Here is a 14731-nt window from a genome sequence, read left to right on the forward strand (position 1 = left end):
CCCCGGGGTACATGAGCCGTACATGGACCAACGTCCGGGAAGCAGGCTGGACAGGGGGAACACCGTGGACATCCGGCAACGGACAGTGCCCGGCGCCGCCCGCCCCGAGCGCGGGCTGAGGGTGGCCCCGCTGCCCGGACGGACCGGGCTGAAGCTGTCCGGGGAAGTGAGCCTCGCGACGCACGCCGACTGGGAGAGCGCGCTGGCGCGGGCCCTGCGTGAGGGTGGCCGGATGTACCGACTGGAGCTGTCCGCCGTGACCTTCGTCGACGTGGCGGGCGCGGGGGCGCTTGCGGCAGCGGCCCGGACGCTTCAGGACGGCAGGAGACTCGTGCTGCACGAACCACCGCTCACCCTGTGCCGGCTGCTGGACCTGTTCTGGCCGGATCTGCGAACGATCGAGGTGGTGACGTCATGAGCCTGACCGAGCCGCAACCCGGGACGCTCACCGCCGTCGATCCGTTCGTGCACCCGGCCCTCTTCTACGCCGACGAGCACGAGTACCTCGCGGGCACGCTGCCCTTCATACGTGACGCCCTCGCCGTCGGCGGGCCCGTCGCGGTGGCCGTGCCCACCGAGAACCTCGCACTGATACGGGACGGGCTGGGCGCGGACGCCAACGCCGGCGCCGTGCGGTTCGTGGACATGCGCGAGGCCGGGCGCAACCCCGGCCGGATCATCCCCGGTGTGCTGCGCGCATTCGCCGACGCGCAGCCGCCCGGCACCCGCGTCAGCATCGTCGGCGAGCCGGTCTGGGCCGGCCGCGGGCCCGACGAGTACCCCGCCTGCGTCCAGCACGAGGCGCTGATCAACGACGCCTTCCGCGGCCGCAGCGCCACCATCCTGTGCCCGTACGACACCCGGCGGCTGGCCCCGCACGTCATCGCCGACGCGCACGCGACCCACCCCACCGTCGTGCGGGCCGGGTCCGGGCGTGCGGAGGACAGCCGGGCCTACGCCCCCGCGGACGTCGTGGCCCGCTACAACCGGCCGCTGCCGCCCGCCGCGGACGTGCCGGCCTACCGCTTCGAGAAGGAGTCCCTCAGCGAGGCGCGGCACTTCGCGGTCGACGAGGGCACGCGGCTCGGCCTGACGTCCGCCCGGCGGGAGGACCTGGCGCTGGTCACCGCCGAGCTGACCACCAACAGCGTGGTGCACGGCGGCGGTTCGGGCACGCTCGCGCTGTGGGCCGAGGACGGGCACGTGGTGTGCGAGGTGCGCGACAAGGGCCACCTCACCGATCCGCTGGCCGGACGCCGGCCCGCCGCGCGCGAGCAGCGCGGCGGCCGCGGGCTGCTCATGGTCAACCTCATCGCGGACCTCGTCCGCGTGCACACCGGGCCCGGCGGCACCACGGTCCGCTGCTGGTTCGCCCGCTGACGACGCGCGCCCGCCGTTCACGGCCGGACACCTGTCGCCTGTCACCTGTCACCTGTCACCTGTCACCTGTCACCTGTCACAGGTCACAGGTCACAGGTCACCTGTCACAGGTCACAGCGGGGCCTGCCACGTCATGGTCGAGCCCGTGACCCCGTCCTCCCCGCTCCCGGCCTGCCCACCCTCGTCCTCTCCGCGCTGCCGGCCCTCCCCGTCCTCGGCGATCCCGTCGTCGCGCACCGTCAGCCGTACGCCGTCGAGGCCGTCCGGGAGCCCGGCCGTCACGTCCACGGTGACCTCGATACGGGAGACGCCGGGGGGCGGGAGGCGGCGGCGAGGGCGCGGCGCAGGGCGGTGAGGAGGCGGGTCGCGGCCTGGTCCGGGACACGGCTGTCGACGGGGCCGGTGAACCGCGTGGACGGCTGGAAGCCGAGCAGGGCCGCCGCGCCCGCCGTCTCCCTGAGCACCCTGCCGCGGAAGGTGGTCGGCGCGTCGGCGGGCGGCTGCTGGAGCGCGAAGATCGCCGTACGGACCTCCTGGACGGTCGACCGGAGCTCGTCGACGGCTCGGGCGAGGGTCTCCTGGACGTCGCCTTCGGGGCTTCTGCGCTGGGTGGACTCCAGCATCATGCCGGTGGCGAACAGCCGCTGGACGACGAGATCGTGCAGGTCGCGCGCGATGCGGTCGCGGTCCTCGTAGACGGCGAGGCGCTCGCGGCTGTGCTGCGCGTCGGCGAGGACGAGGGCGGCGGCCGCCTGGTAGGCGAACTGGCAGGCCAGCAGCCGCTCGACGGCGGTGTACGGCCGGTCGCCGCGGCGGCGGGGCAGGGCGAGGGTGCCGATGAGCCGACCGTCCGCCTCCAGCGGCAGCATCATGCTGGGCCCGAACCGGTGCCGTACATGCGTGGTCATCCGGGGATCGGTCGCCGAGTCGTCGATGAACACCGGTTCCCCGCCCAGGAGTTGTTCCAGGACCGGGCTGCCGGGCTGGATGACGGCACCTACGATGTCGCCGGGGTCCTCGTACGTCGACGCGGTCACGATCTCCATGCCGCCCTCGGCGGTGCGCTGCAGGATCACGCCCGCCGCCGCGTCGGCGAGGACCCGGGCGTGTTCGGCGACGGTCATCAGCGCGTCGGCGGCGCTCTCGCCGGTGAGCAGGGCGTTGGTGACGGCCGCGGCGCCCTCGATCCAGCGCTCGCGCTGCCGGGCGGCCTCGTAGAGACGGGCGTTTCCGATCGCGATGCCGGCCTGGGCGGCGAGGACGTGCAGCAGTTGCTCGTCCTCGCCGGTGAAGGCCGCGGCGTGCCGCTTCCCGGCGAGGTGGAGGTCGCCGAAGTGCTCGTCCTGGACGCGGATGGGCACGCGCAGGGTCTCGGGGCAGCGCGGCGCGGCCCCGGGGGTGCGGATCCCGGTGAGCCCGTCCCGGCCGGGGGCCACGGTGTCGAGCGCCGCGTGGCGGGCGCCGGTCAGTTCGGCCGCCCTGTCCACGATGTGCTGGAGGGTGGTACGCAGTTCGAGGTCGGTACCGACGCTGAGGACGGCCTCGAGCAGGGGCGGGAGGCGGGTGCCGGCCATGCCGTGCCGCTTCCGGAGCTCATTTGCCGGCGATCGGCTGGAGCATCAGCGGCTCGATCTTGCCCTCCACCATGTAGCCCAGACCCTGGACGGCGCAGATGTCGGGCCGTTCGGCGATGTGCACGGGCAGCTTGGTGGCCTGGCGCAGCATCTGGTCCAGGCCCGGCAGCAGCGCGCTGCCGCCCACCATCGTGATCCCGCTGTCGACGAGGTCGGCGACCAGGTCGGGCGGGCAGCCGCGCAGCACCCGGCCGATGCCGTCGAGCACGGCGGTCAGCGGGGTCTCGATCGCGTCGCGCACCGCGGCGGTGTCGACCCGCACGCTGCGGGCGAGCCCGGTGGCGACGTCGCGCCCGTGGATCTCGGTGGACTCCGGCCCCTGGCGGGTGAGCCCGTTGCCGGACAGGGCGATCTGCAGCGGCCGTACGGACTGGCTGGGCAGCATCAACTCGTGCTCGTGGCGCAGGTGCTGGACGATCGCGTGGTCGACGGCCTCGCCGCCGACGGGGATGCGCTCGGCGGTCACGATCGAGCCGAGCGAGAGCACGGCGACCTGGGTGGCCGCCGCCCCGCACACCATGATCATGGTGGCCTCGGGCTGCTCCACGGGCAGTCCGCAGCCCACGGCGGCCGCGATGAGCGTGTCCACGAGCTCCACGCGGCGCGCGCCGAGCCCGACGAGTGTCTCGACGGCCGCCCGCCGGGCCAGCGGGTCGGCGTCGTGCGGGGTGCAGGCGGCGGCCCGCAGGAAGGGCTTGCGGCGCAGGGTGCGGCGCATCTTGTCGCCGAGCAGCTGCCGCAGCATGCGCTGCGCCATCTCGATGTCGACGACGGTGCCGCCGGAGACCGGGCGGACGACGCGGATGTAGTCCGGGGTGCGGCCCTTCATCTTCTCGGCGAACTCGCCGACGGCGATGAGGGCGCCGGTACGGGTGTTCACGGCGGCGGCGGACGGCTGGTCGACGACGAGGCCGGAACCCTTGACGTAGACGCGGGTCCGGGCCGCCCCCAGGTCGACGGCGAAATGACAGCGTCGCAGCTGCTCCAGACTGGCGGTCATACAAGGTCCTCCCGAAAGCGCAGACCGTGGAGGCCACCGGGTGGCGGGCCCTTATTAGGCATCGTGCGGCTGCGGGGGTGGGGAGCGCCTTTTATGGGGGGCCGGGCGGGGGTGCCGCTGAATGGGGGTTTTGCGGCAAATATACCGATGTAAATCCCATGTAAATCCCAGACAAGTCTGTCTGGGCAGCTATAAGGGGCGGGCCGCCTCCAGGAGGGGCGCCGGCGAGGAAACGGTCACGTCGCAGTCCGCCTCGCGCGGGCTCTGGCCGATGGTCGGATTGCGGGCCAGGCCGATGAAGCGCAGGCCGAGCTGCTGGGCGGAGGTGAGCTCCGCGACCGTGGAACCGATCAGCACGCCCGTGGACGCGGTTCCGTCCGGGGAGCCCAGGGCGCGTAGGAGGCAGTCCGGGTCGGGAGAATGGGGTCGCCCCGGAGGCCACCCTCGCCGTCGGGAAGGTCCTCAGCGACCAGGGGTCGGGCAGTGAGTCCCAGATCATCGCGGGCATGGAGTGGGCCGCGCGGGACGTGCACGCCAAGGTCGTCTCCATGAGCCTCGGCTCCACCGAGCCCAGCGACGGCACCGACCCCATGGCGCAGGCCGTCGACACCCTCTCCAAGGAGACGGGCGCCCTCTTCGTCGTCGCCGCGGGCAACACCGGTGCCCCCTCCTCGATCGGTTCGCCCGGCGCCGCCGACGCCGCGCTCACCGTCGGGGCCGTCGACGCGGACGACCAGGCCGCCTACTTCACCAGCGCCGGGCCGCGCTACGGCGACAACGCGCTCAAGCCCGACCTCTCCGCGCCCGGCGTCGCCATCCTCGCCGCACGGTCCCAACTCGTCGACGGCACCGGCTACTACACCACCATGAGCGGTACGTCGATGGCGACGCCCCACGTCGCCGGAGTCGCCGCGCTGCTCGCCCAGGAGCACCCCGACTGGACCGGCGCGCAGCTCAAGGACGCCCTGATGTCGACCTCCGCGCGGCTCGACGCGTCCGCCTACCAGCTCGGTGCGGGCCGCGTCAGTGTGCCCGCCGCCGTCAAGGCCGACATCACCGCCACCGGCAGCGCCGACCTCGGGTTCTACAGCTGGCCCTACCAGGCGAACACGCCGGTCACCAGGACCGTCACGTACACCAACTCCTCCGACAGCAATGTGGAGTTGAGTCTCACCGTCGAAGGTGCTCCCGCCGGTGTCGCCACGCTCGCCGACAGCACTCTCACCGTCCCCGCGCACGGCACCGCGTCCACCACCGTCACCGGCGACGGCTCGAAGGCCGAGGTGGGGAACACCAGCGGACAGATCGTGGCCTCCGTCGCCGGGACGCCGGTCGCGCACACCGCGTTCGGGCTGGTCAAGGAGGAGGAGCGGTACACGCTCACCGTCCATGTGAAGGACCGCGACGGCGCCGCGACCCCCGCCGACCTCGTGGTGCAGAAGCTGGCCGAGGGCGCGGACGCGACGCCGGCCCACGTCGGCGACTCCGGCACGCTGACCCTGCGGCTCCGGCCGGGGACGTACAGCGTGGCCTCCTTCCTCGACGTGCACGGCAGCCACGGCGCCGACTCGCTCGGGCTCGGCTTCCTCGCGGCGCCCGAGATCACCCTCGACCGGGATCGTGAAGTCACCCTCGACGGACGTAAGTTGAAGGAGGTCACGGCGGTGGTCGGGCGGCGTACCGAGACCCGGCAGCTGCTCATGGAGTACGACCGCGACGCGGGGGGCTCCGACCTGTTCGGCGCCGTCCAGGTGCCCGTCAAGTACGACAGCGTCTTCGCGGCGCCGACCGCGAAGGTCACGCAGGGCGGCTTCGAGTACCGGACCGTGTGGCGGCTGGGCAAGCCGCTGCTGGAGGTCAAGGGCGTCGGCGAGACGGTCGTGCAGCCGGGCGGCACGCTCGTCGAGGGGCACACCGAACTGCCGCTCGTGGACGTGGGAGACGGGCCCTTCGACGGGGTCCGCGGCAAGGCGGTGCTCGCGCGTCTCGCCGACGGCGCCGACCCGTCCGCCCTCGCGCAGGCCGCGCAGGACGCGGGCGCCAAGGCGCTGTTCGTGACCGACGACGCTGCCGGGCGGCTCAACACCTGGTGGGGCAACGACGACGACAGCGACCGGCCGCTGCAGATCGCCACGGTGAACGCCGCCGACGCGGCACGGCTGCGGGCGGCCGGACGCGTCGACATGACGGGCACGCGCAACACCCCCTACATGTACGACCTTTCGCAGGGGCATCGCGGAGCCGTGCCGGACCGCGACTTGACCTACGCGCCGAGCGGCCGTGAACTCGCCACGCTGGACACGAGGTTCCACGCGGCGAAGCCGGTGGACGGCGGCGAGTTCCGGTACTCGATCACCGGCACCTTCCCCATCGGCCTCGGCTTCCAGGAGCGGATCGACTACCCGGCCGAGCGCACCGACTACGTGTCCACCGGCCCCGGGCAGCTCTGGCACGAGTCGGTGACGGCCGCGGACGGCGCCCTCGAGGAACGCAGCGGACTCGTCGACTACGACGGCGGCTCGCACCGGACGCTGAACTGGTTCCGGCCCGTATGGCACCCGTGGCTCGGCACCGGGCTCGGCTGGGGGCAGCAACGCGCCGGGAACCAGCTCCAGTTCAACACCCCCGGCTGGGGCGACTCGGGCCCCGACCACACCGGCTTCGGGGACGTGTGGAGCGACGGCAGCGGCATGTCACAGTCCACCGAGGTCTACCTGGACGGCACGCTCGCCGACCGGCGCACGGGGTCCGGCGCGTACGTCTACGACGCGCCCGCCGACGAGCACACCTACAAGGTCGTCACGGACACGGCACTCGACGCCGGCCGCTGGAAGCTGTCGGCCAAGGGCCACGCCGAGTGGACCTTCAGATCCGCGGCCACGCCCGACGGCCGCTGGACCTTCCTGCCCCTGATCAACCTCGGCTTCGACGTCGGCACGAACCTCGCGGGGGACGTGACCGGCGGGAAACGGCTGCCGGTGGGCGTCCACGCGGAGTACGTACGGGGCGCGCCCGGAACCGGCACGATCGGCGACCGGACGCTCCAGGTGTCGTACGACGACGGGACGTCCTGGCGGGCGGTGCCCCTCACCGCCGGCCGCGGCACGCTGACCGTGCCGCGCGATGCCTCGTACATCTCCCTGCGGGCCTCGGCGGACGACGACCGCGGCGGCTCGGTGACGCAGGAGATCATCCGGGCGGTGGGGGTGCGGTAGCCCCCACGACACCCCGGACGACGCCCAGCTCCACCAAGTCCTGCGGCCGGATGCGGAGTTGGTCGGCGGTGGATTCGGCCCGGGCGGGCGGCCGCTTCAGGATGGCGGCCGCCATCTCCGGGGCGATGACGGAGAAGTAGCTGTCCGGGGTGGCCCAGGTGCTGCCCTGCGCGGCCAGCGCCAGCGCGCCGCCCGAGCCGCCCTCGCCGATGACGAGCGTGGTGACCGGTGTGCGGGCGGCCGCCACCGCGGCGAACACCTCCGCGATCGCGGCGCCCGCGCCCTGCCGCTCCGCCTCCGCGTCGTTGGCCGCGCCCGGCGTGTCCACCAGGGTCAGCACCGGGATGCCGAGCCGGTCCGCGAGGTGGATCAGCCGGGCGGCGGTGCGGTAGCCGGCGGGGCGGGTCGGGGTCCCGGTCTGGGCGGCGTAGGCGACGGTGCGGCCCTCGTGCTCCCCGAAGCCGCAGAGCATGCCGCCGGGGTCGATGCCGCCGCAGCGGTCGCCGCTGAGGACGGCGCGCCGGGTGAAGTAGGCATCCAAGTACGCCTGCGCGCGCGGGCGTTGCGCGGAGCGGGCCCGCCGGACCGCCTCCCAGCCGGTCCCGGGAAGGTCCGCCGAGCCGAGGGCCGCGGGCACGGGAGCCTCGCTCGCCGGTGAGGTCAGCAGCCGTAGCCATGTGCCCAGCGTCTCGCGCAGTTCCGTCGCCGGGACCACCGCGTCCGCCGACCCCGCCGCGAGCTGCGCCTCGGCCGTGTACGCCGCCGGGTCCGCGTCCGGCGGCCGTACCCGGGAGCCGGCGAAGCCGACCTGGGCGCCGGGCAGCGCGAGGATGACGTCGGCGCCCGCGCCCAGGGTGGCCCAGCCGCCGCCGGTCGTCGGGTCCCGCAGTACGGCGATCTGGGCGAGCCCCGCCGCCCTGGTGAGCGCCGACTGCCTCGCCACCCGCTGGAGCTGGGTCAGCGCGAGCATGCCCTCCTGCATCCGGCTGCCGCCCGTGGCGACCAACGGGACGACCGGCAGCCGCTGTTCACGGGCGTGGGTGTACGCCGCCTCCAGCCGGTCGCCGGTGCGCTCGCCGAGCGAGCCGCCGAGGAAGCCGAACTCGAAGGCGACGAGTACCGCCCGTGTGCCCGCGACGCTCGCCGTGCCGCACACCACGGACTCCTGCTCGCCGGTGCGCTCGGCGGCGCGGGCGCGCGAGGCGTCGTAGCCCTCCCAGGCGAGTGGCCCGTCAGGCCCGGAGTCCCGTGCCGGGTAGCGCAGTTCGGCGAAGGTGGAGTCGTCCGCGACGAGCGCCAGGAACGCGCGGGCGGAGAGGCGCTCAGTCACGGGTCAGCGCCCGCTTCATGATCTTCCCCATGTCGTTGCGGGGCAGGGCTTCGAGGTGGTGGACGACGCGCGGGCGCTTGTGCGGGGCGAGACGTCCGGCCACGTGGTCCGCCAACTCCGCCGCGGTCGGAGGGGCTTGGGGATCCGCCGGGACCACCCAGGCCACGATCCGCTCACCCAGATCCGCGTCGGGCTCCCCGGTGACGGCCGCCTCCCGCACCCCCGGATGCTCCAGCAGCGCGTTCTCGATCTCGCCCGCCCCGATCTTGTAACCCCCGCTCTTGATCAGGTCGGTGGCCTTGCGGCCGACGATGCGGACGTAGCCGTCGTGATCGCGTACCGCCATGTCGCCGGTGCGGAACCAGCCGTCCGCGGTGAAGGCCGCCGTCGTCGCGTCGGGCCGGTTCAGGTACCCGGTGAACAGGTTCGGGCCGCGTACCTGGATCTCGCCCACGGTCTCCGCGTCGCAGGAGGTGATCGGCGACCCGTCCTCCTCCACGAGCCGCAGTTCGACACCGGGCAGCGGTACGCCGACCGTTCCGGCACGAGCCTCGCCGTCCGCCCGCACGCTGGTGTTCATCAGGGTCTCGGTCATGCCGTACCGCTCGACGACCCGCCGTCCCGTCGCGGCCGTGATGCGCTCGTGGTCGTGGACCGGGAGGGCGGCGGAGCCGGAGACGAGCAGCCGGGCCCGGCCGAGCGCCTTGGCCAGCTCCGTGTCCTGCGGCAGAGCTTGAGCGATCCGGTGGTACATCGTCGGCACCCCGAACAGCATGGTCGCGCCGTCGTTCAGCTCGCGTGTCACGCCCTCGGTGGAGAACCGGCCGAGGTGGCGGACGGAGCCGCCGCGGCGCAGCGGGCCCAGGATGCCCAGCACCAGGCCGTGCACATGGAACAGCGGCAGCCCGTGCACGAGCACGTCGTCGCCGGTCCACCGCCAGGCGTCGGCGAGCGCGTCCAGCGTCGTGGCGACGGCCAGGCGGGGGATGACGGCACCCTTGGGCGGGCCGGTGGTGCCGGAGGTGTAGACGATCAGGGCGGGGTCCTCGTCGACGGCGGACGGGGCGGGGGCGGGGCTCCCGGTGCCGTGCACGTCCACCTCGACGCGCGGCAAGTCCCGTACGCCGTTCGGGAGTTCATCGGACTCGGAGGCCAGCACCGCGGCAGGGGCGCTGTCGGACAGGATGTGCCCGAGCTCCTTCTCGCCCGACTTCGGATTGAGCGGCACCGCGGCCACCCCGGCCCGCAGCGCCGCCACCACGGCCACGGCGGTCTCCAGGGTGGGGGTGGCCCACACGGCGACCCGGCCCCCGAGCGGGAGCCGGGCGGCCAGGGCGCCGGTCGCGGCGGCGAGCTCCGCGTAGGTCAGGGTCCGGTCGCCGAACGTGAGGGCGACCTCCTCGATCGGGCTCTCCAGGGCGGCAAAGAGAGGGGACACGCGAAGCACTCCATCCATGCGGGGCGGCAACGACACCTCCGTTCCTACACCAGCCGCCCCGCCGCCGACGATCAGGCGTCGGTCCGCACCACGTCCGCCACCACACAGCTCACGTTGTCCGGACCGCCGGCCTCGTTCGCCGCGTCCACCAGGGCGACCACGGCCTCGTCCGGCGTCCCGGCGGCGAGCAGCTGCCGTATGCGCGCGTCGGGGAGGACGGCCGGCAGTCCGTCGGAGCACAGGAGGTAGCGGTCGCCCGGCGCGGCGTCCTGCAGGCGCAGGTCCGGGTCGGCGGTGCCCAGGGCCTTGAGGAGGAGGGAGCGCTGGGGGTGGGTCGTGGCCTCCTCCGGCGTCAGACGGCCCTCGTCGATCAGCGACTGGACCACGGTGTGGTCGTGGGTGATGCGGAACAGGGCCTGGTCGCGCAGGAGATAGACGCGGCTGTCGCCGATGTGGACCAGGGCGAGGCGGGAGCCCGTCCAGAGCAGGGCGGTCAGGGTCGTGCCGTTGTCGTCGGAGCCCTCCGTCGCGTCGCGGACCGCCTCCGTCGCGCCCCGCACGGCGTCCTCCAGGAGGTTGAGGACATCGCCCGCGGGCAGCTCCTCCCGGTCCAGGAACCTCAGCGCCTCGACGGCCGCGCCGCTCGCGGGCGCGCCCGCGGGGCCGAATCCGTCGGCGACCGCGAGCAGCCGGGTGCCCGCGTACGCCGTGTCCTGGTTGGCGGGGCGGACCCGGCCCCGGTCCGAATGGACGGAATAGCGCATCTCCAGCATGGTGGTGTCCTTCCTCGGTTCGTCCAGCAGGTGATCCACGAGGAATGCGGCGAGGTCCCGCCGCACCGCCGTCTCCGCCTCGACCTGGGACCAGTAGGCGCGGATCTCCCGCGCCGCGTCCGCCGGGCCGAGGGCGCAGATCTCACGGATGCGGGCGAGCGGCATGCCCAGCCGCCGCAGCCAGGCCACCAGCCGGGCCCGCTCCAGCTGCTCCACCGCGTAGTAGCGGTAGCCGGAGTGCGGGTCGACCCGGGCCGGGCGCAGCAGCTCCAGCTCGTCGTACAGCCGCAGGGCCTTCGGCGACAGGCGGCTGGCCCGCGCGAAGGCACCGATCGTGAGCATGTCCGTCCGCACTGCGAAGTCCTCTCCGTGTTCCTGCCGCCGATGCTGGGGCCTGCCCAAAGGGGAAGGTCAATCCGGTTGGTTCGGTTGCGGGTGGTCCGGTTAGCCTGCGCAGTGATCCGCCGCCGTACGACGTACGCGATGACGTACGAGACTGGAGACCGCCGTGCCCCGCGTCGCACTCGCCACCTACGACCCCGGAGAGCGGCCCAGCAAGGACCGTGACCTTCCGGTGCTGGTGCGGGAGCTGCGGGCGGCCGGGGCCGACGCCGCCGGCGTGCCGTGGGACGACCCCGGCACCGACTGGGGAGCGTTCGACCTCGTCGTCATCCGGTCGACCTGGGACTACAGCTGGCGGGCGGACGAGTTCGTGGCGTGGGCGCACAAGACGGCCGCGGTCACCCGGCTCGCCAATCCGGCCGAGGTGGTGCGCTGGAACACCGACAAGCGCTACCTCGGCGATCTCGCCGGCGCCGGCGTGCCCGTCGTGCCCACCCGCTATCTCGCGCCCGGCGACGCGCCCGACCTGCCCGGCGACCACGAGTACGTCGTCAAGCCGGCCTCGGGCGCGGGCGCGCGCTACGCCGCGCGCTACACGCCGGCCGGCCACGACACGGCCGTACGGCACCTCGCGCGCATGCACGAGGAGGGGCTGACCGCGATGGTGCAGCCCTATCTGGCGGGCATCGACGTCAGCGGGGAGCGGGCGCTGCAGTTCTTCGGCGGCCGGTTCCTGCACGCCTCCCGCAAGGGCGCCGTGCTGGCGCCGGGCACGGCCTACGACGCCGACAAGGTGGCCCACCCGGACCTGGTCCCGTGGAGCCCGACCCCGGCGGAGCTCGCGGTCGCCGAGCGCGCCCTGGCCGCCGTACCGGATGCCGCGGAGCTGCTGTACGCGCGTGTGGACATCGTCGACGGGGACGACGGGCGGCCGATGCTGATGGAGCTGGAGCTCGTCGAGCCGAACCTGTTCCTCGATCTGCATCCCGGCTCGGTGGCCGTGGTCAGGGACGCGATCCTGGCGGCTGCGGGGTAGCGGCCATGGCCGGTCAGCCGTCCACGGCGATGCGCTGAAGCAGTCCCCAGGTGAACTCGGCCACCACCTGGCGCCGGGCTCCCGCCGCGTCCGGCGCGGTGAAGGTCAGGCCCCAGCGGGTCGGGGCCGTGCCCTCCAGAGGGCGGGCGGGGGCGAAGGCGCGGGCCGCCTCGTCGACCGTGCAGGACCAGGGGGTGAGGTCTTCGAGGGTCTTCAGGTCCGGGCCCGGGGCACCGGGGGTGCGGATCAGCCACTCGTTCCAGACGGCGCCGTTCGGTGCGAGCAGGACCTCGAAGCGCAGGTCGGGCCAGAGGGGGACGGGCCAGAGCAGGGCCTCGCAGTCCAGGTCGCCGATCCTGCGGGTGAGTGTGGACTCGGGGGCGCCGAGGATCGAGCGGTGGCGGGAGGCGGCCGCCCGCCCGCGGGGGGAGTGCAGCATCGCCTGCCAGCGCTTGTTGGCCTCTCTCATGTCGGCGATGGAGACGCCCAGTTGATGCCGGGCGTCCTCCACCAGGTCCGGATTGTGGTCGGCCATGCGGCGCAGGAGGACCAGCTGGAAGTCGAGCGGGGTGAACGGGCTAGCGGGGCGCTTGGCGGACGGCATGGGAACCATGGTCGCGCACGCCGTGTTCGACTGCCTCTCCTCCGGGGCGGCGGCCGTCCGGCAGGAACAGGACGGAGTTGACGTAGCGCGGGTGGCGGCGGAAGGGCAGGACGCGGCTCAGCAGGCCCTGCGAGGCGACGTGCGCGACGCTCGCCTGGTGCGCCTCCAGCGGGAACTTCGCCAGCGGCACCCAGGTCGAACCGGGCAGCACCCAGCCGTCGTAGCGGAGCAGGGAGAGGTAGGTGACGACGGGGGCGATCGGCTGGATGCGGGACTCCAGCTCCACGAAGAGAGCCGGGCGGTCGCGGGCCAGCAGGCCGGTCGCCCCGCGCAGCACCGCGAGCTCGCTGCCGTCCACGTCGATCTTGATGAAGTCGACGTCGCGCAGGCCGAGTTCGTCGAGCGTGACGCAGGAGACGTGCAGGGCGTGGGCGTGGATGTCCCTGCGGACCAGGGAGGACACGCCCCGGTCGCCGGCGTCGTCCGGCGGCAGCCAGAGGCGGGCGGTGCCGGGGCGGTCGGAGGCGGCGGCCCGGACGACGCGGACGTTGGCCGGGACGGTGGCGGACAGCAGTCCGGCCAGGTGCGGGACCGGTTCGACGGTCACGACCTGGCGGGCCCGCCGGGCCAGGCGCCGGGTCCACGGGCCGTACCAGCCGCCCACGTCCACGGCGGTGCCGCAGCCGGAGGGGCACAGGTCGGCCAGCCGGGCGAGCTCGGGCTCGAAGCGCGGGTAGACCGCGCGGGCGGTGGCGGCCACCAGACGGGTGGGCAGCAGCGGGGCCAGGCGGGCGGCGAGGGTACGGGTCATCACCGGGCCATCCGCTCCAGCAGGGCCTCGTGCTCGTCGTCCGACACCTGCTCCCCGGACGACGGCAGCAGCTGCGGGATGCCGTCGACGATCGGGTAACGGCGGTGCAGGCGCGGGTTGTAGAGCGCCTCGCCGCCGGTCGGCCCGTCCGGCACGAGCAGGTGCAGCGGGCCCTTGTCGAGCGGGCACGCCAGGATGCGCAGCAGTGGGTCGTCCGGTTTCATGGAGGGGTCAACTCCTTGGTGGCTATGGGGGGTTGCGGTGCCTGGTCGTCGTGTTTGGGCATGGTCAGAAGGACGGAGACGGCGAGGAGGGTGCCCGCCAGGCGCAGCGAGAGCCGCAGCGGGTCGTGCGGGAGTGCCTCGCCGAACGAGAGCGTGCCGAGCACGGCCGTGAACAGACAGGTCACGGTCGTGCACACCGGCACGATCAGCGAGGCCCGGCAGCGCTGCAGCGCGGCCTGCGACATCACCAGGCCGAACGCGCCGGTGAACAGCAGGAGATAGGGGTACGGCGAGTGCAGCACGCCCGCCACCGCGTGTCCCGGGCCGCCGTTCGTCAGGTACGGCAGGTAGCTCGACACGCCCTTGATGGCGAGCGAGCTGACCCCGTACAGCAGGCCCACGGCCACCCCGTACTCCACGCCGGTGGTCGGCGCACGGTGCCGTTTGCGGGTGCGGCGCTCGGCGGCGCCGTAGAGCCACACCCCGCAGGCCAGCGACGGCACGCACACCAGCAGGATCAGCGGGTACGGCGCGCTGCGGCTGACCGTGTCGGCGCCCGCGCCGCCCTCCTTCAGCGACAGCACGACCATGAGCAGCGCGGCGAGGATCGCGCCGAGCGCGTACCGCTCCCGGCCCGTGGTCTCCTCGCCCAGCAGCCGGGCCGACAGCAGCACGAGCAGGACCAGGCCGGAGACGAAGATGCCCTGGGCGGCGGCGATCGGCAGGGTGCGGTAGACGACGAGCTGCGCGCCGAAGCCGGCGGCCAGGGCCAGCGAGCCGCCGATCCACAGCGGGCTGCCGAGCACCAGCCGCAGCAGCCGGGCGGGTTGACGGATCGTCACCTCGGGGAGGGAGGTGAGCGCCCGTTTCTCCAGGACGAAACCGAGGCTGTACAGGGTGTTCGCCATCAGGGCCGCGGCCACTCCCCACCACATGGTGTGCCC

Annotated in this window: 12 protein-coding genes and 2 pseudogenes; 4 read left to right on the forward strand and 10 right to left on the reverse strand. The window is 73.7% G+C overall.

All coding sequences use genetic code 11. The annotated features are described in order from the left end of the window. Nucleotides 1-22 precede the first annotated feature (22 nt). Together ACGFYN_RS07475 and ACGFYN_RS07480 are read left to right on the forward strand one after the other, a co-directional pair. Nucleotides 23-418, forward strand: a complete 396-nt coding sequence (locus ACGFYN_RS07475; RefSeq protein ID WP_393864794.1) for an STAS domain-containing protein — start codon at nucleotides 23-25, stop codon at nucleotides 416-418. After that, nucleotides 415-1380, forward strand: a complete 966-nt coding sequence (locus ACGFYN_RS07480; protein ID WP_393864795.1) for an anti-sigma factor RsbA family regulatory protein — start codon at nucleotides 415-417, stop codon at nucleotides 1378-1380. The genes ACGFYN_RS07475 and ACGFYN_RS07480 overlap by 4 nt, the downstream gene beginning before the upstream one ends. Nucleotides 1381-1491: 111 nt before the next feature. On the opposite strand, the pseudogene ACGFYN_RS07485 reads toward ACGFYN_RS07480, so the two are convergent. The 3 genes and pseudogenes from ACGFYN_RS07485 to ACGFYN_RS07495 all read right to left on the reverse strand — a co-directional run bounded on the left by ACGFYN_RS07485 (nucleotide 1492) and on the right by ACGFYN_RS07495 (nucleotide 4371). After that, a pseudogene (locus ACGFYN_RS07485) lies at nucleotides 1492-2954 on the reverse strand (GAF domain-containing protein). A gap of 19 nt (nucleotides 2955-2973) precedes the next feature. Continuing rightward, nucleotides 2974-4014 (reverse strand): rod shape-determining protein, encoded by a 1041-nt coding sequence (locus ACGFYN_RS07490; protein WP_393864796.1) that lies wholly within the window; start codon nucleotides 4012-4014, stop codon nucleotides 2974-2976. Nucleotides 4015-4203: 189 nt separating this feature from the next. Next, nucleotides 4204-4371, reverse strand: coding sequence for a hypothetical protein (locus ACGFYN_RS07495; protein WP_393864797.1), 168 nt, complete (start codon nucleotides 4369-4371; stop codon nucleotides 4204-4206). Nucleotides 4372-4418: 47 nt separating this feature from the next. Between ACGFYN_RS07495 and ACGFYN_RS07500 the strand changes: the two are divergent. Further along, a pseudogene (locus tag ACGFYN_RS07500) lies at nucleotides 4419-7229 on the forward strand (S8 family serine peptidase); the annotation flags it as partial. Here ACGFYN_RS07500 and ACGFYN_RS07505 read toward each other — a convergent pair. The 3 genes from ACGFYN_RS07505 to ACGFYN_RS07515 all read right to left on the reverse strand — a co-directional run bounded on the left by ACGFYN_RS07505 (nucleotide 7204) and on the right by ACGFYN_RS07515 (nucleotide 11112). Continuing rightward, complete coding sequence (locus ACGFYN_RS07505; protein WP_393864798.1) at nucleotides 7204-8559, reverse strand: carboxyl transferase domain-containing protein; 1356 nt, start codon at nucleotides 8557-8559, stop codon at nucleotides 7204-7206. The pseudogene ACGFYN_RS07500 and the gene ACGFYN_RS07505 sit on opposite strands and share 26 nt — an antisense overlap. Continuing rightward, on the reverse strand, nucleotides 8552-9997 hold the full coding sequence (locus ACGFYN_RS07510; protein ID WP_393864799.1) for an acyl-CoA synthetase: 1446 nt from the start codon (nucleotides 9995-9997) through the stop codon (nucleotides 8552-8554). Before ACGFYN_RS07510 ends, ACGFYN_RS07505 begins: the two co-directional genes overlap by 8 nt. A 71-nt stretch (nucleotides 9998-10068) precedes the next feature. Continuing rightward, entirely contained in the window at nucleotides 10069-11112 is a 1044-nt protein-coding gene (locus tag ACGFYN_RS07515) for a MerR family transcriptional regulator (RefSeq protein WP_393864877.1), read from the reverse strand. A 166-nt stretch (nucleotides 11113-11278) separates the two neighbouring features. Between ACGFYN_RS07515 and ACGFYN_RS07520 the strand changes: the two genes are divergently transcribed. Next, entirely contained in the window at nucleotides 11279-12148 is an 870-nt protein-coding gene (locus tag ACGFYN_RS07520) for a RimK family alpha-L-glutamate ligase (RefSeq protein ID WP_393864800.1), read from the forward strand. 13 nt (nucleotides 12149-12161) lie between these two features. Here the strand turns inward: ACGFYN_RS07520 and ACGFYN_RS07525 are convergent, their stop codons facing one another. From ACGFYN_RS07525 to ACGFYN_RS07540, 4 genes are read right to left on the reverse strand one after another with little or no spacing between them, the layout of a single operon-like run. After that, nucleotides 12162-12761, reverse strand: coding sequence for a hypothetical protein (locus tag ACGFYN_RS07525; protein WP_393864801.1), 600 nt, complete (start codon nucleotides 12759-12761; stop codon nucleotides 12162-12164). Beyond that, the gene (locus ACGFYN_RS07530) at nucleotides 12727-13563 is read right to left on the reverse strand and encodes an FkbM family methyltransferase (RefSeq protein ID WP_393864802.1); all 837 of its coding nucleotides are present in this window, start codon (nucleotides 13561-13563) and stop codon (nucleotides 12727-12729) included. The genes ACGFYN_RS07525 and ACGFYN_RS07530 overlap by 35 nt, the downstream gene beginning before the upstream one ends. Continuing rightward, the gene (locus tag ACGFYN_RS07535; protein ID WP_393864803.1) at nucleotides 13563-13787 is read right to left on the reverse strand and encodes a Trm112 family protein; all 225 of its coding nucleotides are present in this window, start codon (nucleotides 13785-13787) and stop codon (nucleotides 13563-13565) included. The genes ACGFYN_RS07530 and ACGFYN_RS07535 overlap by 1 nt, the downstream gene beginning before the upstream one ends. After that, a complete protein-coding gene (locus ACGFYN_RS07540) occupies nucleotides 13784-14710 on the reverse strand; it encodes a hypothetical protein (RefSeq protein WP_393864878.1) in 927 nt (308 codons plus the stop codon). The genes ACGFYN_RS07535 and ACGFYN_RS07540 overlap by 4 nt, the downstream gene beginning before the upstream one ends. Nucleotides 14711-14731 lie beyond the last annotated feature (21 nt).

Source organism: Streptomyces sp. NPDC048419, from assembly GCF_043200415.1.
Classification (GTDB): domain Bacteria; phylum Actinomycetota; class Actinomycetes; order Streptomycetales; family Streptomycetaceae; genus Streptomyces.